Origin of the sequence: Amycolatopsis keratiniphila subsp. keratiniphila, from assembly GCF_001620365.2 — a bacterium.
Lineage (GTDB): Bacteria > Actinomycetota > Actinomycetes > Mycobacteriales > Pseudonocardiaceae > Amycolatopsis > Amycolatopsis keratiniphila.
The window spans coordinates 267,329-290,020 of record NZ_LQMT02000013.1 but is presented as its reverse complement, the minus strand read 5'-3'; the positions used below and the strand labels follow the sequence as shown (position 1 = coordinate 290,020).

The following is a 22,692-nucleotide window of genomic DNA, read 5'->3' as shown; positions in this document are numbered from 1 at the left end:
CTGCCGGGTTGGGGCAGTTTCTGGCGGAGATCGAGAATCGGGGCGCCAAGGACTTGTATGGGCATGGCAGTACGGCGAGTTGGTTCGCGGAGATGGCCGGGTTGTCGCGCGGTGAAGCGGGCGCGGTGGTGAAACGGGCTCTCGCTCTGAACCCCACCCTCGCTCTGGATGGCACGGAGGTTCCGCCTGTTGCTCCCCGCACTGCTGCGGTTGCCGCTCAGGGGTTGGTCGGGGATGAGCGGATCGATCAGATCCTGGACATTTTGAAACGGCTCCCGGCCGACACCACCGCTGAGGATCGGGCGGTCGCGGAGAAGATCCTGGGTGAGCTTGCCCCGAACGCCGGTCCCCGCCAGCTCGTCGAGGCTGAGGCGAAACTGCTGGGCTGGCTCGACCCCGACGGCAACGAACCCAAAGACCCCGAACCCAAGGAACCACGCCGCGAGATCACGCTGGATCGCCGGAAAGACGGGTTCTGGAAGCTGACCGGCCTCCTCGACGATGAGACCGGGGCCCGGACCGCGGCCGCGTTGGAGGCGCATGCCCAGCCTCGCCCGGTGGACGAGTTCGGGCAGGCGGATCTGCGGATGAAGTGCGAACGCATGGGAGACGCCTGGGCCGAACTCCTCGACCTGGCGATCGCCTGCCCCGATCAGCCCGGCACCAGCGGCTACCGCACCTTGGTACACGTCACCATCGGACTCGAGGAGTTGAAGTCCGGTCTCGGGACCGCGTGCCTGGACTTCGTCGGGACGATGACCGCCCGCGAAGCCCGGCTCGCCGCCTGCGACTGCCTGATGGTGCCGGTCGTGATGGGCACCTCGGGTGAGCCGTTGGATATGGGGCGCCTGAGACGGTTCGTCACCCCGGGCCAAAGACGGGCGTTGAACATCCGCGACGGTGGTTGTGCGTTCCCGGGCTGTCATCGGAAACCGAAGAATTGCCACGCTCATCATATCGAGCACTGGGCAGACGGCGGTCCCACTGATCTCCGGAATCTCGTGCTGCTGTGCGGTTTTCATCACCGGCTGATCCACCACGGTGACTGGGAAGTACAGATGGCGGCCGATGGGTTACCGGAGTTCATCCCACCGCAGTACCGGGACCCGCTCCGAAAACCCCGGCGCAACACCCTGCACCACCGCTGAACCCGAGGAGCCCGCCAGCCACCCAGGCGACGGGCCCCTCGTCATGCCCAAAACTGTTCGGTACCGGCGAAAACTCGAAGATCGACTGCGCCATTCGGGCGTATTCACACGGAAGATCTCGTCCCTTCAGCGAGCCCAGAGCAAGATCGACCGCTCCGGACTTGGGAGGGGACGGAGCCATATGGGCCAGTTGCCACCGCGCGATGAAAAAGGTCGCTTTACCACCCGTGGCGACCTCGCGGCGGCGGCCACCGCGGGTGTCGTGGCGGTCGGCGGCGTAAGCGTCAGTGCAGGTGGAGGCGCCACCGCCTCCCTTGATTCCGCCGCGAGCCAAGCCCTCAAAGGCAAAAACTCCAGCAAGAAATCCGCGCAAAAGGGCCGCGATTCCGAAGCCTGGCAACGCCTGGGCTGGCGCCAAATCAAGAAGCAGGCCAAGCGGGAACTCGAATGCGGACCGCATTCCTTCGGCGAGGTCCAGCGTTTCTTCGTCCGCCACCCTTGCGTCGATCTCGACCGCATGCTCGTCACCGTCGACGACGGCACAGGGAACACCATCGACGTCTCCGTCGCGTGGGTGAAGATGCCAAAGGCGCGCGAAGCGAGCGATCTGAAACGGCTCATCGACAAGGACGGCACCGGTAACGTCCTCCTCATCGGCGAGACCCCGCCCGGTAGCCGCTTCACCGGCGAGAACTACGACTCGCGTCTGGCCAAGAAGGTCCTCGTAGTCGCCGAGTCCGCTCCCGCGGGCGGACGACCGAGCGAGACGGCGCTGGAGACCGCCGTCGAAGTCGCCGTCGAGTTCCCCGCGCCTTGAACCGCCACCGACGAACGGAACGCATGTGAACAGGAGCGCACACGCCAGAAGGCGACTCGAAACCCAGGCCCGGCAGCTGATCGAGAGAACCTTCCCCAGCCTGGACTCGCTACAACGCAATGTGCTCACCGCCTTGCTCAGCCGGACCGATGCCGGCTGGCGAATCCTGGCCAAAACGGCGCTTCCCGCGGAGGACAGCCGAAGCGCGGACGCGTTCCTGATCGGATACACCGGCGTTTTCGCTCTCCTGATCACAGACGACGGACCGGACAACGAGACCGCGAACCAGATCCTCCGTCATGCGAAAGAACGCTTCGCCGGTATTCCCGGACCGCAGGGCCGCTCCTTGGCCGAGAGCGCCATCCATCTCGCGGTGATCGGACGAGGCGCGGGGAGTGCTCGCCGGGACGGGGTCCACTGGTCGCTGACCGAGTCGAGCCTCGACCGGATCTTCCGGCGGGACGCTCTCCATCTCGACAAACGCTTGGTCGCCATCATCGCGGAGCAGGCGGAACGACGGCTACGCGGCTACCGTTCCCTGGCCCTCCAGCAGCCGGACCGCAGTCCGGGCACGGAGGGGCTGCTGGACGTCACCGAGCTGATCGAAGACCAGCTCGGCGCGGCTCAGCAACGGCCGTTCGATTCGTGGCTCACCTTTCTGCATCCCCAGCAGAACGCGATCGTCAAACGCGATTACTCCGGCCCCGCACGGATCAGCGGCCCGGCGGGGACCGGTAAAACCGTCGTCGCCCTCCACCGGCTCAGGCATCTGGCCCGGCTCAACACGGGGCCGCTGCTGTTCACGACGTACGTCCACTCGCTGCCCTCCGTGATCAAGACCGCCTTCGACCGGCTCGCCCCGGAGTTGAACGGCCGTGTCGAGTTCACGAATCTGCATGCCTGGGTCCGTCGTTTTCTCGCCGAGCGTGACGTGCCGGTGCGCGTGGACAGGAGCAAGATCGACACGGCATTCAGCTTCGCGTGGATGGCCACGCGAGAGAAGTTGCAAGTCATCGAACCCACCTTCGACTACTGGCGCACCGAAGTGGACCGGGTGATCAAGGGCAGGGGGATCACGACACTCGGCGACTATGTCGCGGTACCGCGGCGTGGCAGGCTTCTGCGGCTCGATGCGAACCAAAAGGCACTCGTCTGGGACCTCTACTCGCGCTATCAGCGAGAGCTGGCCGAAAGAGAGGTGCACGACTACAACGACCTGATCGAGCTCGGCCGCGCCGAACTCGCCGAACGGCCGCTCCAAACGCCGTACGCGGGTGTCGTCGTCGACGAGGTGCAGGACATCCCTCTGTGCGGCCTTCGCCTGCTGAAAGACTTGGCCGGTGACGGACCGAACAGACTGCTGTTGGTCGGGGACGGTCAGCAGCAGGTCTATCCCGGCGGCTGGCGATTGTCCGACGCCGGTATCCCGGTCCAGGGCCGCGGCGAAATCCTGAGGGTCAACTATCGCAACCGTGCGGGGGTCCTCGGCTTCGCACGCCGTTTCGACGCGACCAACCGGGTCGACGACCTCGACGGCGCCGACGGCGTCGCCCTTCGCGCGGCGGAGTCCGCCAGCGAAGGCGGCGCGACCGAGACTTGGCGCGGCACTTCCGGCGAGCTGTCCGATGCATTGGTGGAAGCGGTCCGGAAGCTACCGGTGCGCCGCGACCATTCGGCACTGATCGTCTTCCATCACAAGGATCTCCGCCGGTGCGCCGACATCTTGCGCCAGGCCGGGATCCCGACGCTGGCGCTGGAGCACTACGCCGGTGCGGCCGACGGCAAGCTCAAGATCGGCACAGTGCAACGGGCGAAGGGCCTCGACTTCGAAGCCGTCCTGGTGCTGGAGAACGCGCACGAGAGCGTGACCGGCGGCCAGGCCGAAGAGGAGCGCCGCGAGTTGCGCGGCAGGCAACATCTGGTCGCGGCGACCCGGGCCCGGGATTTCCTCTGGTGGGGCGTTCTCGACGACAGCACGCCCAAGCAGGCCGAGAAGCCCACGGAAGCCGAGGGCGACTGCATTCACGACATGCCCATTTCTTGGTGCTCGCTATGCCGTCGACCACCGCCGGGCGTTCTCTCCCACGGCTACCGGACCTCCGGAGGGAACGCGTACCACAACGACCCGGACTGCACCTGGCTACGAAAGGGTCAAGGACGCGCGCACCGGCAAGGTAAGAACGTCCACGACGTCACACGTCTCGCTTGGGGTTCCGTCACTCCGGGCGAGCTCGAGCCGTGCGAGTTCTGCTGCAGTCCAGAATGGATGAAACGCCACGGCCACTGACCGAAGAGGACCCATGGACGAACAGACCGACCTGCCGTCCGGCATCGGCAAACCGGCGACGCGCGCCTTCACGAACGCCGGCTACACCCGGCTGGAGCACTTCACCCGCGCCACCGATGCCGAGCTCGCGAGCCTGCACGGCGTCGGCCCCAAAGCGCTCCGCATCATCCGCGAAGCCCTGGAAACGCGAGGTCAGACGTTCAAACCCACCGACTAATTTTTTTGTCTTGACAACTTCACCCTTCGGACGGTTTGCTGAGCGCAGCACATCGACCGAAGGGATCCAAGTCATGGCCAAGTTCGCGAACGTCGACGACTACATCGCCGCGCTGCCCGAGAACCTGCGTGAAGTCGCCGTCGCGCTGCGCCCGATCGTCAACGCCGCCCTGCCCGGCTCCATCGAGGCGATGTACCACGCCTCCCCCACCTGGAGCGCCGGCGAAGCCGTCGGCAAGAACCTCGTCTGCCTGATGAAGGCGTACTCGTCGTACGTCACGTTCGCCCTCTGGAAGGGGCAGCACGTCGACGACGAGTCCGGCAGGCTGGAGCCGAGCGCGCGGGAGATGGCACACGTCAAGCTGCGCTCGGTCGAAGACATCGACGCCGGCCTGTTCACCGGGTGGCTCGAGCAGGCCCGAGACCTCGAAACCACCGCGACAGCGCGATGACACAATCGGCGGCGTGCCTGTGATCACCGACGATTCCCGTTGCCCCTGCGGTCTCGGCGAGCCCTACGGCGTCTGCTGCGGCCGCTTCCACCGGGGCGCCGCGACCGCGCCGACCGCCGAACTCCTGATGCGGTCGCGGTTCAGCGCGTTCGCCGTCGGCGACACCGCCTACCTCACGAAGACCTGGCATCCGGAGACGCGGCCGGCCGATCTCGAACTCGACCCGGGGCAGCGCTGGACGTTCCTGGAGATCCTCGGCAAGACCGGCGGCGGCCTGCTGGAGAACGAGGGCACCGTGGAGTTCCGGGCCCACTACCGCCAGGATCGCCGGGCGGACAGCATGTACGAGAACAGCCACTTCGTCCGCGTCGACGGGCAGTGGATCTACGTGGCACCCGTCGGCTGAGTCCGGCGCAAGGGTCTGTTCTCCGCGCCACGAGGCGGCTACTATCTCCCCCAACATTGTTAGGGAACTTTCTTAACGATTTCCGCCCAGGTCCGCCGCCGTGTGCCCGAGGAGGCGCGCTCGTGAGTTTTCGGCAGAAGAGAACCCGGATCCCGTTACTGGCCTTGACCGTCACCGCACTGGCCGCCGCGGTCTGCGGGGTGACCACCGCCCCCGCCGCCACCGGCGCGGAAGTGGCCGTCCCGCTTTCCACCGGCGCCACCCCGATCCCCGGCTTCGTGATCCAGTCTTCGGCACAGGTCAGCGATGATTCGGCGGTGTCGAAGCCGGGCTTCCCCACCGCGGGCTGGTACCCGGTGTCGGCGCGTTCGACGGTCTACGCCGGATTGCTGCAGAACGGCAAGTACGCCGACCCGTTCTATTCGACGAACATGAAGAACGTCCCGACCGCGCAGTTCTCGGTGCCGTGGTGGTACCGCACGGACCTGAACGTCGAGGACACCTCGAAGCGGACGTACCTCGACTTCAGCGGCGTGCTCTCCAAGGCCGACGTCTGGGTCAACGGCGTCCGGATCGCGACGAAGGACCAGGTCAACGGCGCCTACACCCGCCATGACCTGGACATCACCGAACACGTGCGCCAGGGCGTCAACAGCGTCGCGTTCAAGGTCTACCCCAACGACCCCAACAACGACCTCTCGATGGGCTGGATCGACTGGGCGCAGACCCCGCCGGACCAGAACATGGGCATCGTGCGTGACGTCCTCGTCCGGCGCGGCGGCCCGGTCGCGCTGCGCAGCGCCCACGTCGTCCAGAAGCTGAACTCCGCGCTCGACCACGCCGACCTCACGGTGAAGGCCGACGTCCGCAACGACTCGGCCGCCGCGGTGCAGGCCACCGTCGCCGGCACGGTCGCGGGCAAGCCGGTCAGCCAGACCGTCTCGCTGGCCGCGAAGGAGCGCAAGACGGTCACCTTCGGAGTCGTCGGCCTTGACAAGCCCAACCTGTGGTGGCCCGCCGGAATGGGCGGCCAGCACCGGTACGAACTCGACCTGACCGCGAGTGTCGGCGGCACGCCGTCGGACAGCTCGAAGTCGAAGTTCGGTGTCCGCGACGTCAAGGCGCCGCTGAACTCCAGCGGCGGGCGGCAGTACAGCGTCAACGGCAAGCCGCTGCTGATCCGCGGCGGCGGCTACACGCCGGACCTGTTCCTGCGCTGGAACGAGACCGCGGCGGCCGACAAGCTCAAGTACGTGCTGAACCTCGGGCTCAACACGGTCCGGCTGGAAGGCCACATCGAGCCGGACGAGTTCTTCGACCTCGCCGACGACCTCGGCGTGCTGACCATGCCCGGCTGGGAATGCTGTGACAAATGGGAAGGCCACGTCAACGGCGAGGAGAAGGGCGAGCCGTGGGTCGAGTCGGACTACCCGATCGCCAAGGCGTCGATGTTCTCCGAGGCCGAACGCCTGCGTGACCACCCGAGTGTCATCTCCTTCCACATCGGCAGCGACTTCGCGCCGGACCGGCGGATCGAGCAGGGCTACCTCGACGCGATGAAGGCCGCCGACTTCACCCTCCCGGTGATCCCGTCGGCGTCGAAGCGCCCGTCGCCGATCACGGGCGCGTCCGGGATGAAGATGAACGGCCCGTACGACTACGTCCCGCCCGTCTACTGGTACGACAAGTCGCAAAAGGACCGTGGCGGCGCGTGGAGCTTCAACTCCGAGACCAGCGCGGGTGTCGACATCCCGACGATGGACACGTTGAAGCGGATGATGTCGGCCAGTGAGCTGGAAACGATGTGGAAGGACCCGTCGGCGCCCCAGTACCACCGCTCTTCGTCGACGACGTTCGCGAACCTGAAGCTGTTCGCCAACGCGCTGACCAAGCGCTACGGCGCGCCCGCCGACCTGAATGACTTCGTGCGGAAGGCACAGCTCGCGCAGTACGAGAACGTCCGCGCCGAGTTCGAGTCGCACTCGCGCAACTACACCGACTCGACCAACCCGTCGACCGGGTTGATCTACTGGATGCTCAACAGCCCGTGGACCTCGCTGCACTGGCAGCTGTTCGACGCCTACATGGACCAGAACGGCGCCTACTACGGGGCGAAGAAGGCCAACGAGCCGCTGCACATCCAGTACTCGCACGACAACCGGTCGGTCGTGGTGATCAACCAGACGTCGAACGCGGTGAGCGGGCTGACGGCGACCACGAAGCTGTACAACCTCGACGGCACCGAGAAGTACAGCAACACCAAGACCGGGCTGTCGGTCGGCGCGCTGGGCGCCAAGGCCACCGCGGTCACCGTCCCGGCGGTGAGCGGGCTGTCGAGCACCTACCTGGCGAAGCTCGTGCTCACCGACTCGTCCGGCAAGGAGGTCAGCCGGAACGTGTACTGGCTCTCCACCAAGGCCGACACGCTGAACTGGGGCGGCAGCGACTGGTACTACACGCCGCAGTCGGGCTACGCCGATCTGACCGGGCTGAAGAACCTCGGCCAGTCCGCTGTCAGCGCGACGGCGAAGTCGGTGGCCGGCGCCGACGGCACCACCACGACCACCGTGACGCTGAAGAACACCTCGGGCGGCAAGCTCCCGGCGTTCTACGTCGATTCGAAGGTCGTGGACGCCGCGGGCAAGCCGGTGCTGCCGGTGGAGTGGAACGACAACGCGGTGAGCCTCTGGCCGGGTGAAACGACCACGCTGACCGCGAAGTACCGCACGGCCGATCTCAAGGGCTCCAAGCCTTCGGTACGGGTCTCGGGCTGGAACACCGGGACGCAGACCGTTCCGGCCGACGGCTCCGGCCCGAGCGACCCGGTCGACTACCAGGCGGAGGACGCCACGATCGACCAGGGCGCGGTGGAGTCCAACCACGCCGGGTTCACCGGCACCGGGTTCGTCAACTACGACAACGTGGCGGGCAGCTCGGTCGAGTGGACGGTGAACGTGCCAGCCGCGGGCACCTACGACGTCGTCGTCCGGTACGCCAACGGCACGACGTCGAACCGGCCGCTCGACTTCTCCGTCAACGGTTCGATCAGCGCGTCCGGCGTCGGCTTCGGCGGCACCGGCGCCTGGCCGAACTGGACGACGAGAACCGTCAGGGTGACGTTGGCGGCGGGGGTGAACAAGATCAAGGCCGTCGCCACCACGGCGAACGGCGGTCCCAACGTCGACAAGATCACGCTCTAGCCCGGGAGTCGCCTGAGAGGGCCCCCTTCGCCGCCCGGCGAAGGGGGCCTTTCGGCGTCCGGCGTGGGTTACGCTTTCCGGGTGACCGGCAAACCCGACCCGCGCCTGCGGGACCTCGCGATGCTGCGTCGCGTCCGCGACCGGATCGATCGCGACTACGCGCAGCCCCTGGACGTCGAAGCGCTGGCTCGCGGCGTGCACGTCTCCGCCGGGCATCTGAGCCGCGAGTTCCGGGCCGCGTACGGCGAGTCGCCCTACAGCTACCTGATGACCCGCCGGATCGAGCGGGCCATGATGCTGCTGCGGCGCGGGGACATGTCGGTCACCGAAGTCTGCTTCGACGTCGGTTTCTCGTCGCTGGGCACGTTCAGCACGCGGTTCTCCGAACTGGTCGGCGTCTCGCCGAGCGTGTACCGCAAGCAGGCCGCGGAAGACGGCCGGGGCATGCCCGGCTGCGTCGTCAAACAGGTCATGCGACCGATCAGGAATCGAGAAGCGACGCCGCCGCGCGCCGACCTACCTTGAGTCGTATGACCCTTTCGATTCAGGCGTCCTACCTTCCCGCGGACGATCTCGACGCCGCACTTTCCTTCTACCGCGACATCCTGGGCTTCGAAGTGCGTGACGAGGGCCCGCTCCACGCCACGGTCGGCCCGCCGGGGCAGCCCGGGACGTCGCTCCTGCTCCGCCCGCCCGCCGCCGATCCGGAGCTCACCGACGAGGAACGCACGACGATCGCCGAACTGATGGCCAAGGGTGTCCACGGGATCATCGTGCTGTCCACCCCGGACCTGATCGGCACCTTCGACCGGATCCAGGCGAAGGGCGCGGACGTCGTCCAAGAACCGATGAAGCAGTCCTGGGGCGCTTTCGACTGCTCTTTCCGCGATCCGGCGGGCAATCTGGTGCGTTTCGAAGAGCGGTAGCCGGGCCTCGGTGCGCGCGCCGTGACGCTCCCGGGTGATGATGAGCGGCGTGGAGATCGCGGTGGAACTCGTGGCACTGGTGGTGGCCGTCCTCCTGGTCACCGCCGCGGCGCGGAAACTCGACTGGTCGGCGCCGCTGTGCCTGATCGCGGTCGGGGTCGTCGCCTCGTACATCCCGGGTGTCCCGGAGTACGAACTGGACCCGGAGGTCGTACTGCTGGGGCTGTTGCCCCCGCTGCTGTACGCCACCGCGATCCGCACGTCGCTCATCGACTTCCGCCGTAATCGCGGGCCGATCCTGCTGTTGTCGGTGGGGCTCGTCATCTTCACCACGGCCGCGGTCGGAGTCGTGGCGTGGCTGGTGATCCCCGGTCTGCCGCTGGCCGCCGGGCTCGCGATCGGCGCGGTGGTCGCGCCGCCGGACGCGGTCGCGGCCACCGCCGTCGCCCGCAAGGTCGGGATGCCGCGCAAGCTGACCCGGCTGCTGGAGGGCGAAAGCCTGTTCAACGACGCGGCCGCGCTGGTCGCGTTGCGGACCGCCATCGCGGCCATCGCGGGTTCGGTGAGCCTGCTGCAGGTCGGCGGCGATTTCCTGCTGGCGGCCGGCGGCGGGCTGCTGATCGGGTTCGCCGTCGGCGCGCTCGCCGCGCTGATCCGCACCCGGCTGGAGGATCCGGTCACCGACACCGCGCTCTCGCTGGTGGTGCCGTTCGTCGCCTACCTCGCCGCCGAGGCGATCCACGGTTCCGGCGTGATCTCCGTGGTCGTGGCGGGGCTGATCCTCGGGCACAAGGCACCGAGCATGCTTTCGGGGCGCTCGCGGCTGGCCAGCAGGCTGAACTGGCAGACCATCCAGTTCCTGCTGGAGAATATCGTCTTCCTGCTGATCGGGCTGCAGGTCCGCCGGATCATGACCGAGGTCGGCGACAGCGGGCTCACCGCGATGGAACTGATCCTGATCTGCGCCGCCACGCTGGCCGCGACCATCGTCACCCGGATCGTCTGGATGGCGGGAATCGGCTTGGCGCGCCGCGTGTTCCGCCGTCACGCCTGGCCTTGGCGGTACTCGGCCGTGATCGCCTGGGCGGGGATGCGCGGCGTCGTCACGCTCGCGGCGGCGTTCGTGCTGCCCGCGGACACCCCGCAGCGGGCCGTGCTGGTGCTGGTCGCCTTCGTCGTGGTGGCGGGAACACTGCTGCTGCACGGGACGACCCTGCCGGTGCTGGTCCGCCGCCTGAAGCTGCCGCCGCCCGACCCGGCCGAGGACGCGCTGCAGGAGGCGGCGGTACTGCACGACATGACCAGGGCCGCGCTCGAAGAACTGGAGAAGATCCGGACCCCCGAAGACCCGGAAGACATCGTCGAGCGGCTGCGCAGCAGGCTCCAGCACCGGTCGGACTCGGCGTGGGAGGAACTCGGCAGGCAGAGCACGCTGACCGAAACCCCGAGCGACGCGTACCGGCGCCTTCGGTTGAGGCTGCTCGAAGTCGAACGGGAGAAGTTCCTGGAGGCGCGCGACTCCGGGATGGCCGATGATGATGTCCTGCGCCGGATCCTCGAACGCCTCGACATCGAGGAATCCATGCTGGACAGGGAGGAAGAGACCGTGCCGGATTCCGACCGGGAACTGCGCACCCCCGCCGCGACGGCGGGATCGTGCAAGCATCTGACCAAGAACTGGCCGTCGGTCGAGCCCAGCTCCCCGGACGTCTGCGCGGTCTGTGTCGAGAACGGGATGACCTGGGTGCACCTGCGCGAATGCGTCAAATGCGGGAACGTCGCCTGCTGCGACTCCTCACCGGGCAAGCACGCGACCGAGCACTTCCACGACACCCTGCACCCGGTGATGCGCAGCCACGAGCCCGGCGAGACCTGGCGCTGGTGTTTCGTGGACAAGCAGCTCGGTTAGCTCGGTAGGGTCCGGGGTATGAGCACCCCTGAGCAGGAAGTCGAATACCGCCAGCACCGGTTCTCACCTCCCCCGGGCGCGACCGAGATCTTCCTTGTCCGCCACGGTGAATCCGCCCCGGCAAAGGGCGACAACCCGTTCGACCTCGTCGACGGGCAGGCCGATCCGGATCTCGCGCCGGAGGGCAGGGACCACGCCGAGCGGGTGGGCCGCCGCCTGGCGGACGAGCGGATCTCCGCGCTGTACGTGACGACGCTGCGCCGGACGCCGCAGACCGCGGCACCGCTGGCGGCGAAGCTCGGGCTCACCCCGGAGGTCGAGCCGGACCTGCGGGAGATCCACCTCGGGGACTGGGAGAACGGCCTCTTCCGGCGCTACACCCACGAAGGTCACCCGATCGTCGAAGAGCTGTGGCGCGAACAGCGCTGGGACGTCATCCCCGGCGCGGAGACGATGGAGTCGTTCGGCGGGCGGATCAAGGCGGCCATCGGCAGGCTCGCCGCGGCCAACCCGGACCGGAGGATCGCCGTGTTCACCCACGGCGGCGTCATCGGCGAGGTCTTCGCCCAGGCGAGCGGCGCGACGAACCGGTTCGCCTTCCTCGGGGCGGACAACGGCTCGATCTCCCATCTGGTGGTGTCGGGCGAGACCTGGATGGTGCGGCGGTTCAACGACACGTCGCATCTTCAGTCGCCTTTCGGCTGATCCGGCCCGCCGCGACCAGGTGCACGACGACCAGGACCGCGACCGCCTCGGCGGCCAGCAGCCCGATCAGCACGAGCACCTGTGTCACCCCGGCCTGCACCGGCCCGGCGCCACCGAGGAGGACACCGACGTAGGCGCCGGGCAAGGTCACCAGGCCGACGGTCCGGGTCTGGTCGAGGGCGGGGATCAGCGCGTGTCCCGCCGAGGGGCGGCAGATCTCCAGCGCGGCCGGGCGGGGCAAGAAACCCAGTGCCAGCGCGGCTTCGTACTCGCCGTGCCGGGTCACGAGCTCGTCCAGGGCACGCCTCGCCGCCTGCGAGGTCGCGGACATCGCGCCGCCGATGACGATGCCGGCGATCGGCACGATCGCGATGGGCCGCCATGGGACCACCCCGGTCGCGAGCACGAGTGTCAGCACCGGCACCACGCCGGACGCGATGGCGAGCGCGACCCACGCGAGATCCTTCGCCACCCCGATCCGGCGCGCGGAGGTGACCGCCGCGATCGCGAACATCAGCAGCACGAAACCGCCGGTCAGCCAGCCCGATTTCAGGATCCCGACGATCACCAGCGACACGGCGGCGAGCTGGACGACGGCGCGCGCGGCCGCGAACAGCACCGCCTTGCCCTGGCCCAGCCGCCCGAATTGCACCACCGCCGCGCCGAAGATCGCCAGCACGGCCAAGACCACGGCGAGCACCGGGCCGAACGCGATCGCACCATCCGTCACCCGGATGATCCTGCCGCAGGGATCAGGACGTGCAGGTCACCGGCGCGCCAGGAGCGGGGGCGGTGCGGTCGCTGACGACCTCGCCGTCGACGACGATCCGGCACCGCAAGGCGCCGCCGCCCGAGCCCTGCGCGGAGAGGCTGTAGAACTCGTCGCGGCCTTCCTGGCTCTCGCGCTCGAAGGTGGTGCTCCACGGCGCCGTCACTTCGGTCTTCTGCAGGAGCTCGGAACCCTGCGCGACATAGGTGACGTTCTGGGCGCCCTTCGCGCCGGAAAGCTCGTAGACGACCGAATGGATCACCGTGCGCACGGCGGCCGCGGCCTGTTCGACCCGCGGCGCGGGCGGGCTCTGCACCGGCCGCGAGGCCTTCGGCAGCACGTAACTGGTGAGGGTGATGGCGACGGCCACCACACCCAGCACGACCACGACGGTCCCCAGCGGCTTCAGCCTGCCGGGGGCACCCTGCTCCGGCGCCGATGCCGGAGGGGTCGCGGTGGGAACACCCATGGAGAGGTCTTCTCTCGTCCGAGCGCACTTCCGTCGAGTGCGTCGACTACTTCTCGCTCGAAGGTGACTCCGCGTTAGCCGTTATCGGGAAGAAACCCGATATTCACCCTTTTGGGTGTCCCAGTGAGTGGGGAGCGCCTGGTCATGGGGCGATCGGCGTAAACACAGTGAGCCGAACAGCTCACTTTGAGTGACACCGCCTCAATCGACGAGACCCGTGTCGGCGAGCAGCCCGAGCACCCGCCTGCCCGCCGGCGGGCAGAGGTGGGCGTCGGCCGAGGACAGCCACGCGGACTCCGCGATCTCGCGTCCGGGCACGGGTTCCCCGCGATGCCCGGCGGTGTAACAGGTCATGCGTACGCGGCGGCCGTCCGCGTAACCGTCGGCCTGCTCGTTCAGCACCGCGAAGAAGCGGAAGCTCAGCGGGTCGAGCTCGATGCCGAGCTCCTCCCGGATCTCCCGGCACAGCCCGGCGACGTCGCCTTCTCCCGGCTCCCGCTTGCCTCCCGGCAAGTAGAACTTGGCCTTGCCCTCGGTCCGCACCGACAGGAGGCGGCGATCGCGGACGTGGATCCAGGCCAGTGAATCGATCTCTGCTTCGGACACGGCCTGATTCTGTCGTGCCCCGGGGGCATCATGGCAACCGTGTATCGGGAGACGACGGTGCCCGGCCTGGACGACGTGGTGCGCTGCCTGTGGGAGGAAGCGGGCGGAGCTCCGAAGCGGATCGTGCCCGACTGCTGTGTGGACCTCGTGGAATGCGGCGGCGAGGTCTTCGTCGCCGGGCCGGACACGGCGCCCTGGACCTGGGAAACCGGTGAACGGGCATGCGGCGTGCGGTTCGCCCCGGGCAGGGCGGGCGACGTCCTCGGGCTCGGCGCCGACGAGCTGCGTGATCAGCGCGTCCCCCTCGCCGACCTCTGGGGCAAGGACGGCGAACTGCTGGCCGAGCAGGTGCTCTCCGGCGCCGCTTCGCTGACCGACGTCGTCGCGCGGCGGCGGGCCGGACGGGCCGACCGGGAGGTTTCGGAGCTGATCGCCAGGCTGGACGGCGGGGCGCCCAGGGTTTCCGCCGCGCTGGAGCCGTTCACCACCGGGGAGCGGCAGCTGCGGCGGCGGTTCACCCTCGCGGTGGGCTACGGCCCGGCGACCTACCTGCGGGTCAGCCGGTTCCAGCGCGCCATCGGCCTCGCGGGATCGGCGCCGGATCTCGCCTCGCTGGCGTTCTCGGCGGGCTACGCCGATCAAGCTCACTTGAGCCGGGATTGCCGGGAGTTCTCCGGGCTGAAGGCGAGCGAGTTCTTCCGCGCCAGGAAGTGAGCGATGTCCACTGTGGACTCGTACAGCGCGCGATAGTGCGGATAGAACTCGTCGTAGACATCGGCGTCCGCGCCCGGACGGACGATTTCGGCGACGGGGTTCCAGGCTTCGACATCCGGCTCCCGCCCCAGTGCGACGGACGCGAGAACGGCGTTCCCGAACGCGGCACCGATGGTTTCCGCGGGGATCTCCTGGTCGATCCGCGCGACGTCGCTGACGATCCGCGTCCACACCCCGCCTCGCGTCCCACCGCCGACGGCGACGAACCGTCCCGTGCCGCCACCGGCCTCCCGCATGGCTTCCAGGTTGTGCCGCACCCCGTACGCCGTTCCTTCCAGCGCCGCGCGATACAGCTCGGCGCGACCGTGGGAGGTGGTGAGCCCGGCGACGACACCCCGCGCGTCCGGATCCGGCACCGGTGTCCGTTCCCCCGCGAAATACGGCAGCATCAGCAAGCCGCGGCTGCCCGCCGGGACCTCGCCCGCCGCCGCGGCCAGATCGCCGAACTCGCCGCCGACGAGCTCCCGCAGCCAGTCGGTGATCGCGCCGGAGGTCGCCATGCCCGCCGCGAGCGAATAAGTACCGGGAAAAGCGCCGCGGGTCGTCCACAGCCCCTGCCCGGGGCGGGGATCGGAGAGCATCTGGACCAGGAACATCGTGGTGCCGTACATGAGCATCGTGTCCCCGGGCGCGGTGACCCCGACACTGGTCGCCTCCGCCCACGCGTCCACCGTGCCCGCCGTCACCGGGATCCCTTGCGGCAGGCCGGTTTCCGCAGCGGCTTCGGCGGTGACCGAGCCGACCACCTCGGTCGGCCACGCGAGCCTGGGCAGTTCGACGCCGGGGGCGATCGCGGCGACCCGGTCAGCCGCCCAGCGGGCCTCGCGCAGGTCGTACATCGGATCGCATTGGCTCGCGGAATGATGGTCGAGGACGTACTGACCGGTCAGGCGCAGGACGAGGAACGAACTCGCCATCAAGAAGAGCTTCGCCCGGTCGAACACGTCCGGCTCGTTCTTGGCCAGCCAGCGCCATTTCGGCCCGACGGCCTGCGAGCCGAGCGCGCTCCCACCGCGTTCCACAATGGATTCTTCGCCGAATTCCCGATTCAATTCCCGGATTTCGTCGAATGCGCGGGTGTCGACGCCGTAAAGGATAGCCGGGCGCAACGGTTTCCCGGAAGCGTCGGCGGGCAACAGCACCGGCCCGATCCCGCTGACCGACACCCCGATGATGGGATGATCCTCCGCGCCCGCCGAAAGCTCTCTCGCCAGCAAGAGGAAGTCTTGCCACCACACGGTTTCCGCGTCGTGCTCGAACCAGCCGGGACGGGGCCGGGAAGTCTCGTGCGGGCGGGAGGCCCGCGCCACCACGGCACCCCGGGAATCGACGAGGACACCTTTGGAACTCGAAGTGCCGATGTCGATGCCGAGCACCAGGCCCGGTTCCCCCACGACCCCTCCGAACTCCTCCGCGCGAGTAGCGCGATCAGCGGATGGTAACGATTGTCGGTCAAGCTATTCTTCCCGTGCGAAGGTGTCAATACACCTGCAGAAGGGGAGGTCACGGTGGCCACCATCAACGACGTGGCGGCGAAGGCCGGGGTTTCGACGGCGACCGTGTCGAGGACGCTCAACGGGAAGTCCACTGTGGACCCGGTACTCGCGGCACGGGTGCAGGCCGCCGCCGCGGAATTGGGCTATCACCCGAACGGTCTCGCGAGGAATCTGCGCCGTCAGGAGACCGCGGTCCTCGCACTCATCATCTCCGACGTGGAGAACCCCTTCTTCACCGCGATCGCCCGCGGTGTGGAGGACATCGCGCAGACCGCGGGCTACTCGGTGGTGTTGTGCAACGCCGACGACAACGAGGAGAAGGAGCGGCGCTACATCGACGTCGCCCTCCAAGAGCGGGTCGCCGGCGTGGTGCTCTCCCCCACCGGCCGGGCCACCAACGTCGACCGGCTGACCGAACGCGGCACCCCCGTGGTCGCCGTCGACCGGCCGCTGCTGAAGAACACCGGCGACCAGGTGCTGGTGGACACCCGCCTCGCCGCCCGCGACGCGACCCGGCATCTGCTCGACGGCGGCTACCGGCGGGTCGCCTGTGTCAGCGGGCCGCCCGGGGTGCGCACCGCCGAAGACCGGCTGGCGGGCTACACCGACGCCGTCGGCGAGGCGAACGCGCTCACCAGGCGTGCCGAGTTCCGCGCCGAAGGCGGCAGGCTCGCCGCGCTCAGCCTGCTCGACGAGCCCGAACCGCCGGACGCACTGCTGATCGGCAACAGCACGATGGCGATCGGCGTCCTGGAGGCGCTGGCTTCACGCGGCCTGCGATCGGGGCAGGACGTGGGGATCGTGTCGTTCGACGACGCGCCGTGGACGACGCTGATCGACCCGCCGCTGACGGTGGTCGCGCAGCCGGCGAACGAGGTGGGCAGGGTCGCCGCCGAACTGCTGCTCGCCCGCATCGGCGACAGCACGCGCAAGGCCACGACGACCACGCTGCAGGCGAAGCTGATCGTGCGCCGGAGCTCACGTCGCGACTGACCCGGGTACACGACGTGCCTGGGCGACCGGTTCGCACCGGCCGCCCAGGAACGCCCCACCCCCTTGTTCCCCCAAGCCGGCCCCACACCAGCCGGGTTCTCCGAAGCGGTGGGAAGAAATCGTTTACCTTCCGGACGGTAAATTCCCGCTTACCACCTGTCAAGCCGAAGTCCTGGACAAGCTCGCCCGATGCGGGCACACTATGGCGATATTCCCTACTGCACGTGTTTGATTCCGTGCACTCTGTATTCGTCTCTGGTGAATTCACCCACGAAATCGAGATGAGACCGCACGAACCCGCACAGACGCGTTACCCTAGGCGCTATGTCGATAGCGCTCGAGAACGTTCTCGCCAAGGCGGGCCTGAAGGCCGACGCCAACGAGTTCCTGAACCTCGTCGAGGACGCGGCGCGGAGGCTGACCCCACCGAACCCCGACCCGTCGCACTACTTCTCGGCGGACCAGCGGGCCGCGCTCACCGACGTCGGCCTGGACCTCTCACCCCGCGGCGAGGACGAGCCGGACTTCCGTGCCCGCACGGTCGCCGCGCACGCCGTGCTCGCCGATTCCGCGCTCAGTGTGCTGGAAGCGGCGAAAACGCTGGGCGTGGACGACAGCCGTATCCGCCACCGCCTGAAGGAGGGCAGGCTCACCGGCTGGAAGGACCAGGGCTGGCGGTTGCCCGCCTGGCAGTTCGCCGGCTCCGGGGTGCTGCCCGGCCTGGAGGTCGTGCTGCGTGCCGTCCCCGAGGACCAGCCCGCGCTCGTCGTCGCCGCGTTCATGAGCACCCCGCAGGCCGATCTGGTGATCAACGATCACCCCGCGACCCCGCGCCAATGGCTCCTCTCCGGCGGCGATCCCGAGCACGTCGCGAGACTGGTGGCCACGCTGGGCTCGCCGTTCTGAGATCCTTGCCCGACGACGGAATTTCAGTCGGGGGTAGGCCGTAGGCTGACCCCATCGAGCAAGATCACCCGACAAGGACGGACGACTCCCGAGGTATGGCCCGGCTCCCCCTGCCGCCCGCACGCTCTGTCCTGGTCAAGGAGCTGCACCGCACCAACGACGTGGTGACGGTGCACCCCGGCACCAGGCTGGTCAGGATCTTCACCGCGCACGGCAACCACCCCCAGCAGTGGAATTCGTTCCGCTACAGCGGCCCGCTCCCGCACGGCCGTTTCGACCCGCAGACCCCCGGACGCGGCGGTCGCCCGGTCACCGACCCCGGCAACGGTGTCCTGTACTTCGGGCTCACCGTGCGCACCAGCATCGCGGAGGTCTTCCAGACCACGTCCACGGTCGACCGCAAATCCCGCGGCCCGCGGCTGGTGGTCGTCCGGCCGACCCGCACGCTGCGGCTGCTCGATCTCGCCGGCCTGTGGCCGACCCGCGTCGGCGCCTCGCAGGAGATCTCCAGCGGCCCGAAGAAGATCACCCAGGCCTGGGCGCGCGCCATCCGCGCCGCGTTCGGCGACCTCGACGGGGTCTGGTACCGGTCGTCCATGGACTCCGGCGGCCCCGCGCTCGCCCTGTGGGACCCGCCTGCCGGGAACTCGCTGCCGATCGCGCCCGACGTGCTGCTCCCCCTGGACCATCCGGGGCTCGACGTGCCGCTGGGCCGGGTCTGCGAAGAGCTGAACTACACGCTGCTGAGCTGAGCGAAGCGTCCGCGCTGGCTATTCTGGTCCCTGTCGGCGACGGGGAGGGGCGCTTCGTGAACGATCATGAACACACGGTCGGCAGCGGTCTGAGCGCGACGCTCGGCGGGATCGCGCGCACGCTGCAGGCCGAGCCGGACGTCGAATCCACCCTCGCGGCGATCGTGAAGGCGGCGTTCGATCACGTCCCGGGCGCGGAGTACGCCGGGATCTCCCTGATCGAGCCAGGGGGCCGGATCCGGACTGTCGCTCCGACCGCCGCCGTCGTCTCCACGATCGACGAACTGCAGTACGAAACCCAGCAGGGCCCGTGCCTCGACGCGATCGCAGAGCACCAGATCTTCCGGACCGGCGACCTGACCTCGGAGTCGCGCTGGCCGGAGTTCACGCCGAAGGCCGCCGAGACCGGCGTGCGGTCGATGCTGGTGTACCGGCTGTTCGTCACCGATCAGACCCTCGGCTCGCTGAACCTCTACGCCCGGGCACGCGACGCGTTCGGCGATCAGGCCGACGACGGGCGGCTGTTCGCGACCCACGCCGCCATCGCGCTCGCCGGCGCGCAGACCGAGGCCCGGTTGCACGTCGCGGTCGAGAACCGCGACGTGATCGGCATGGCGAAGGGCATCCTGATGCAACACCACGACATCGACGCCGTGGGGGCCTTCCGGTTGCTGGTCGAGTCGTCCCAGAACACCAACATCAAACTGCTCGACGTCGCGGCCTGGGTCGTCGAGCACCGCCGCGAGTTGTAGCCCGCGGCGGTGCCGTGATGACACTCAGAGGTGGCGGCCCCACCACTGAAGCACGGCGTCGAACCGCTGCACCCGGTGCCGGGGCAGCCCCGACCGCGTGAGTTCGTGCCCCTCGCCGGGGAACAGGAGGAACTCGGCCGCGACGCCGTTCTGCCGCAGTGCCACGTACATCCGCTGCGCCTGCTCCAGCGGGCATCGCCAGTCCTGCTCGGAGTGCACGACCATGAACGGGATGTCGATCTTCCCCGCGTAGGTCAACGGGCTGCGCTTGCGCTGCTCGTCGGGGTCGTCACCGACGTAACCCCCGGCGAAGAACCAGCCGATGTCGGAGCTGCCGACGAACGAGTCCCAGGCGTTGACCGCGCGCTCGCTCCACGCGGCGCGGAACCGGCCGCCGTGATGCGCGGCGAGCCAGCTGGTCATGAAGCCGCCGTACGAGCCGCCCATCACGCCGACGCGGTCACTGTCCAGGTTGGGCAGTTCGAGCGCTTTGTCCAGCAAGGCCAGCAGGTCGTCCGCGTCCACGGTGCCGAAACCGTGCACGATGCTCCGGCCGTGGCTTTCGCCGTAGCCCGCGGAACCGCGCGGGTTCCCCAGCACGACGGCGTACCCCGCGGCGGCGAGCACCTGCGCCTCGTCGAAGACCTTCCACTCGTACGGCGCGAACGGTCCACCGTGGACCATCAGGACCACGGGATGCGGCCCGTCGCCCTCGGGCCGGACGATCCAGCCGTGGACCGGATAACCGTCGGGAGCGGTCGTGTCCAGTTCCTCCAGCGGCAGGATCCCGGTGTCCCGCAACGCCTTCGAGTAATCGGTGAGCACGCGCGGTGCCCCGTCCGACAGCAGCGCGACGTCACCGGAACTCTCGGGCGTGCCGATCACCGCGACGATCCGTTCGCCGTCGACGGCGAACGTCTTCACCACGGTGCGCTCGCCTGCCAGGTGCCGCAACGTCTTCAGCTCGGCCAGGTCGGCGGAGAAGGGGACGGCGCGCAGCTCGGCGGCGCCGCGGGTGCGGACCACGACGAGGACCTCGTCACCGAGGACGACCGGCGGGCTCGCCGCGTTGTCGCAGTCGACCGTTTCGACGTCGGTCAGCCGCCGAGGGGACGACGGCTCGGCACCGGTGGGCCATGACGCTTGCCAGAGCCCGGTGTTGCGGGCGATCTCCTCCTGCCCGGAGAACTCGGTGCCGTAGAACAGGATCGAACCGTCCGGCGCGACGACCGGCCGGTCCGCGGTGCCCAGGGACCGGACCAGCAGCCGGGGTTCACCGCCGTCGGCGGGCACGGCGTAGACGTCCGAGCGGACGGTGTCTTCGGCGGCCCAGTCGCGCGGGGCGGTGATCAGGACGTGCTCGCCGTCGTCCGTCCACGAAGGATGATCGACGTCGGCCCGGTCGTCGGTCAGCGGCGTGAGCTCGGCGGGCTCATCGTCGTCGAGCGCGGCCGCGGTGTCCACGACGAACAGACGTTGTGGACGGTCGTTGAGGAAACCCGCGTCGTCGACGCGGTAGAAGAGGTTCTTGATGTGCCGCGGCGCTTCTTCAGCCGGCTCCGGCGTTTCGCCGTCCGCGTTCTCGGTGCCGTAGCGGCCCGGCTCCGGCACGCGGGCGACGAAGGCGACGCGGCGGGAGTCCGGTGCCCAGACCGGTGCGCCCGCGCCGAGGGGGAGATCGGTGATCCGCTTCGCGTCGCCGCCTGCCGCGGGCATCACGTGCACCTGCGGCTTGGCCACGCGCCCGGAGCCCTCCCCGGCCCGGAGGAACGCGACCCACCGGCCGTCCGGGGAGATGGCGGGGGCGGAGTCCTTGGCCCCGTGGGTCCAGGGACCTTCCCCGCCACCGCCGAGGTCGACCTTGCGCAGGCCGCCGCGGTAGCTGTTCGTCTTCAGATCAGGCCTGCTCACGGCGGTGAGCAGCAGGTCGCCGTGCAGCGCGAGGATGCCGGGGACCGTCAGGGCTTCGATGTCAACGGGACGCACGGCCCCGACGGTACCCGATCCTTAGCAGCTCTAACTACTGATCGAAGATTCCTGCTCAGCGGCTTCCAGCTTCTTCGCCTTCGCGAGGCTGGCCAGCGTCGTCACGGTCAGGACCACGACGATGACACCCAGGGAGACCCAGTTGTTGATGTCCAGCCAGTCCGGGACGACGTGGTACTCGTGCAGCGCGTGCAGGAACAGCTTGGCGCCGATGAAGGCGAGGATCACCGCGAGACCGTAGGACAGGTACACCAGCTTGGTGACCAGGCCACCGAGCAGGAAGTACAGCTGGCGCAGGCCCATCAGCGCGAACGCGTTGGCGGTGAAGACCAGGAAGGCCTCCTGCGTGATACCGAAGATCGCGGGGATCGAGTCGACGGCGAACAGCAGGTCCGCGCTGCCGATCGCGACGATCACCAGGAACATCGGGGTGATCCAGCGCTTGCCGTCCTTCTTCACGAAGGATTTGTGCCCGTGCCACTCCTCGGTGACCGGGAAGAGCTTGCGCACCCAGCGGGTGAGCGCGTTCTCCTCGTATTCCTCTTCTTCGTCCTTGTTGCGGACCATGCTGATCGCGGTCCAGATGAGGACGGCGCCGAAGAGGAAGAAGACCCAGACGAACTGCGCGATCAGCGCGGCGCCCACGGCGATGAACACGCTGCGCATGGCGAGCGCGAGCAGGATGCCGATCAGCAGCACGCGGTGCTGGTGGATCGCGGGCACCTTGAACGACGTCATGATGATCATGAAGATGAACAGGTTGTCGACGCTCAGCGAGTACTCGGTGATGTACCCGGTGAAGAACTGGACCCCCGGGTCGTGTCCGGCGAACACCCAGACACCGACGCCGAACGCGACGGCCACGGCGATGTAGAAGATGACCCACCGGGCGGCTTCGCCGGTGGTGACCTCATGCGGCTTGCGATCGACGATGACCAGGTCCAGCGCGATGAGCGCGAGCAGGCCACCGACCGTGGCGATCCATAGCCACAGGGGAACAGACATGTATCCAACCCTCCGGATAGTGCACAGCAGCAACTAACCGGAGGTCTCTTCCGCCGGTGCGAAACCGGCCGACGGTGCCGGGGGCCTGCGAAGGCCACCGTGCTGACGACACCGCCGC

The 22,692-nt window shown here is 68.6% G+C and carries 22 protein-coding genes; 16 read left to right on the top strand and 6 right to left on the bottom strand.

All coding sequences use genetic code 11. The features are described 5' to 3' along the window. The 11 genes from AVR91_RS15135 to AVR91_RS15085 form a co-directional block, all read left to right on the top strand. A partial coding sequence (locus AVR91_RS15135; RefSeq protein WP_076857343.1) for an HNH endonuclease signature motif containing protein occupies window positions 1–1,148 on the top strand: 1,148 nt, incomplete at its 5' end. A gap of 181 nt (window positions 1,149–1,329) precedes the next feature. After that, complete coding sequence (locus tag AVR91_RS15130; protein WP_063823076.1) at window positions 1,330–1,965, top strand: hypothetical protein; 636 nt, start codon at window positions 1,330–1,332, stop codon at window positions 1,963–1,965. 25 nt (window positions 1,966–1,990) lie between these two features. Then, window positions 1,991–4,252, top strand: coding sequence for a UvrD-helicase domain-containing protein (locus tag AVR91_RS15125; RefSeq protein WP_228709209.1), 2,262 nt, complete (start codon window positions 1,991–1,993; stop codon window positions 4,250–4,252). Window positions 4,253–4,265: 13 nt separating this feature from the next. Further along, the gene (locus tag AVR91_RS15120; protein ID WP_063271001.1) at window positions 4,266–4,469 is read left to right on the top strand and encodes a helix-hairpin-helix domain-containing protein; all 204 of its coding nucleotides are present in this window, start codon (window positions 4,266–4,268) and stop codon (window positions 4,467–4,469) included. A 73-nt stretch (window positions 4,470–4,542) separates the two neighbouring features. Continuing rightward, window positions 4,543–4,920 (top strand): DUF1801 domain-containing protein, encoded by a 378-nt coding sequence (locus AVR91_RS15115; RefSeq protein WP_063271002.1) that lies wholly within the window; start codon window positions 4,543–4,545, stop codon window positions 4,918–4,920. Window positions 4,921–4,939: 19 nt separating this feature from the next. Beyond that, window positions 4,940–5,326, top strand: coding sequence for a YchJ family protein (locus AVR91_RS15110; RefSeq protein WP_063271003.1), 387 nt, complete (start codon window positions 4,940–4,942; stop codon window positions 5,324–5,326). A gap of 122 nt (window positions 5,327–5,448) precedes the next feature. Next, window positions 5,449–8,526, top strand: coding sequence for a glycosyl hydrolase 2 galactose-binding domain-containing protein (locus AVR91_RS15105; RefSeq protein ID WP_063271004.1), 3,078 nt, complete (start codon window positions 5,449–5,451; stop codon window positions 8,524–8,526). 120 nt (window positions 8,527–8,646) lie between these two features. Beyond that, a complete protein-coding gene (locus AVR91_RS15100) occupies window positions 8,647–9,051 on the top strand; it encodes a helix-turn-helix transcriptional regulator (RefSeq protein ID WP_199749084.1) in 405 nt (134 codons plus the stop codon). Window positions 9,052–9,056: 5 nt separating this feature from the next. Next, window positions 9,057–9,452, top strand: a complete 396-nt coding sequence (locus tag AVR91_RS15095; protein WP_063271005.1) for a VOC family protein — start codon at window positions 9,057–9,059, stop codon at window positions 9,450–9,452. A gap of 40 nt (window positions 9,453–9,492) precedes the next feature. After that, complete coding sequence (locus AVR91_RS15090; protein WP_197684794.1) at window positions 9,493–11,361, top strand: Na+/H+ antiporter; 1,869 nt, start codon at window positions 9,493–9,495, stop codon at window positions 11,359–11,361. 18 nt (window positions 11,362–11,379) lie between these two features. Then, entirely contained in the window at window positions 11,380–12,066 is a 687-nt protein-coding gene (locus AVR91_RS15085) for a histidine phosphatase family protein (protein ID WP_063271007.1), read from the top strand. On the opposite strand, the gene AVR91_RS15080 is transcribed toward AVR91_RS15085, so the two are convergent. The 3 genes from AVR91_RS15080 to AVR91_RS15070 form a co-directional block, all read right to left on the bottom strand. Further along, window positions 12,029–12,796, bottom strand: coding sequence for an ABC transporter permease (locus AVR91_RS15080; RefSeq protein ID WP_063271008.1), 768 nt, complete (start codon window positions 12,794–12,796; stop codon window positions 12,029–12,031). The two genes, AVR91_RS15085 and AVR91_RS15080, sit on opposite strands and share 38 nt — an antisense overlap. Before the next feature lie 22 nt (window positions 12,797–12,818). Then, on the bottom strand, window positions 12,819–13,304 hold the full coding sequence (locus tag AVR91_RS15075; protein ID WP_063271009.1) for an MmpS family transport accessory protein: 486 nt from the start codon (window positions 13,302–13,304) through the stop codon (window positions 12,819–12,821). A gap of 201 nt (window positions 13,305–13,505) precedes the next feature. Continuing rightward, on the bottom strand, window positions 13,506–13,910 hold the full coding sequence (locus AVR91_RS15070; protein ID WP_016335457.1) for an NUDIX hydrolase: 405 nt from the start codon (window positions 13,908–13,910) through the stop codon (window positions 13,506–13,508). Window positions 13,911–13,940: 30 nt separating this feature from the next. Between AVR91_RS15070 and AVR91_RS15065 the strand changes: the two genes are divergently transcribed. Next, window positions 13,941–14,624, top strand: a complete 684-nt coding sequence (locus tag AVR91_RS15065; RefSeq protein WP_063823077.1) for a helix-turn-helix domain-containing protein — start codon at window positions 13,941–13,943, stop codon at window positions 14,622–14,624. On the opposite strand, the gene AVR91_RS15060 is transcribed toward AVR91_RS15065, so the two are convergent. After that, on the bottom strand, window positions 14,555–16,078 hold the full coding sequence (locus AVR91_RS15060) for an FGGY-family carbohydrate kinase (protein ID WP_063271011.1): 1,524 nt from the start codon (window positions 16,076–16,078) through the stop codon (window positions 14,555–14,557). The genes AVR91_RS15065 and AVR91_RS15060 overlap by 70 nt on opposite strands. 114 nt (window positions 16,079–16,192) lie before the next feature. Here AVR91_RS15060 and AVR91_RS15055 point away from each other — a divergent pair, with 114 nt between their 5' ends. The 4 genes from AVR91_RS15055 (at window position 16,193) to AVR91_RS15040 (ending at window position 19,583) form a co-directional block, all read left to right on the top strand. Continuing rightward, entirely contained in the window at window positions 16,193–17,173 is a 981-nt protein-coding gene (locus tag AVR91_RS15055; protein ID WP_063271012.1) for a LacI family DNA-binding transcriptional regulator, read from the top strand. Window positions 17,174–17,497: 324 nt separating this feature from the next. Beyond that, complete coding sequence (locus tag AVR91_RS15050; protein ID WP_063271013.1) at window positions 17,498–18,079, top strand: hypothetical protein; 582 nt, start codon at window positions 17,498–17,500, stop codon at window positions 18,077–18,079. Between the two features lie 95 nt (window positions 18,080–18,174). Then, window positions 18,175–18,831, top strand: coding sequence for an RES family NAD+ phosphorylase (locus AVR91_RS15045; RefSeq protein WP_016335461.1), 657 nt, complete (start codon window positions 18,175–18,177; stop codon window positions 18,829–18,831). A gap of 56 nt (window positions 18,832–18,887) precedes the next feature. Continuing rightward, complete coding sequence (locus AVR91_RS15040) at window positions 18,888–19,583, top strand: GAF and ANTAR domain-containing protein (protein ID WP_063271014.1); 696 nt, start codon at window positions 18,888–18,890, stop codon at window positions 19,581–19,583. Between the two features lie 24 nt (window positions 19,584–19,607). Here AVR91_RS15040 and AVR91_RS15035 read toward each other — a convergent pair whose 3' ends face one another. Both AVR91_RS15035 and AVR91_RS15030 read right to left on the bottom strand, forming a co-directional pair. Then, on the bottom strand, window positions 19,608–21,569 hold the full coding sequence (locus tag AVR91_RS15035) for a S9 family peptidase (protein WP_063271015.1): 1,962 nt from the start codon (window positions 21,567–21,569) through the stop codon (window positions 19,608–19,610). 30 nt (window positions 21,570–21,599) lie between these two features. Further along, a complete protein-coding gene (locus tag AVR91_RS15030; RefSeq protein WP_063271016.1) occupies window positions 21,600–22,574 on the bottom strand; it encodes a TerC family protein in 975 nt (324 codons plus the stop codon). Between the last annotated feature and the right edge of the window lie 118 nt (window positions 22,575–22,692).

Excerpts from the sequence above, each read along its gene's own strand:
- AVR91_RS15130 (WP_063823076.1), top strand. The coding sequence starts at position 1,330 with ATGGGCCAGTTGCCACCGCGCGATGAAAAAGGTCGCTTTACCACCCGT.
- AVR91_RS15120 (WP_063271001.1), top strand. The coding sequence starts at position 4,266 with ATGGACGAACAGACCGACCTGCCGTCCGGCATCGGCAAACCGGCGACG.
- AVR91_RS15115 (WP_063271002.1), top strand. The coding sequence starts at position 4,543 with ATGGCCAAGTTCGCGAACGTCGACGACTACATCGCCGCGCTGCCCGAG.
- AVR91_RS15100 (WP_199749084.1), top strand. The coding sequence starts at position 8,647 with ATGCTGCGTCGCGTCCGCGACCGGATCGATCGCGACTACGCGCAGCCC.
- AVR91_RS15095 (WP_063271005.1), top strand. The coding sequence starts at position 9,057 with ATGACCCTTTCGATTCAGGCGTCCTACCTTCCCGCGGACGATCTCGAC.
- AVR91_RS15090 (WP_197684794.1), top strand. The coding sequence starts at position 9,493 with ATGAGCGGCGTGGAGATCGCGGTGGAACTCGTGGCACTGGTGGTGGCC.
- AVR91_RS15085 (WP_063271007.1), top strand. The coding sequence starts at position 11,380 with ATGAGCACCCCTGAGCAGGAAGTCGAATACCGCCAGCACCGGTTCTCA.
- AVR91_RS15075 (WP_063271009.1), bottom strand. The coding sequence starts at position 13,304 with ATGGGTGTTCCCACCGCGACCCCTCCGGCATCGGCGCCGGAGCAGGGT.
- AVR91_RS15065 (WP_063823077.1), top strand. The coding sequence starts at position 13,941 with ATGGCAACCGTGTATCGGGAGACGACGGTGCCCGGCCTGGACGACGTG.
- AVR91_RS15050 (WP_063271013.1), top strand. The coding sequence starts at position 17,498 with ATGTCGATAGCGCTCGAGAACGTTCTCGCCAAGGCGGGCCTGAAGGCC.
- AVR91_RS15045 (WP_016335461.1), top strand. The coding sequence starts at position 18,175 with ATGGCCCGGCTCCCCCTGCCGCCCGCACGCTCTGTCCTGGTCAAGGAG.
- AVR91_RS15030 (WP_063271016.1), bottom strand. The coding sequence starts at position 22,574 with ATGTCTGTTCCCCTGTGGCTATGGATCGCCACGGTCGGTGGCCTGCTC.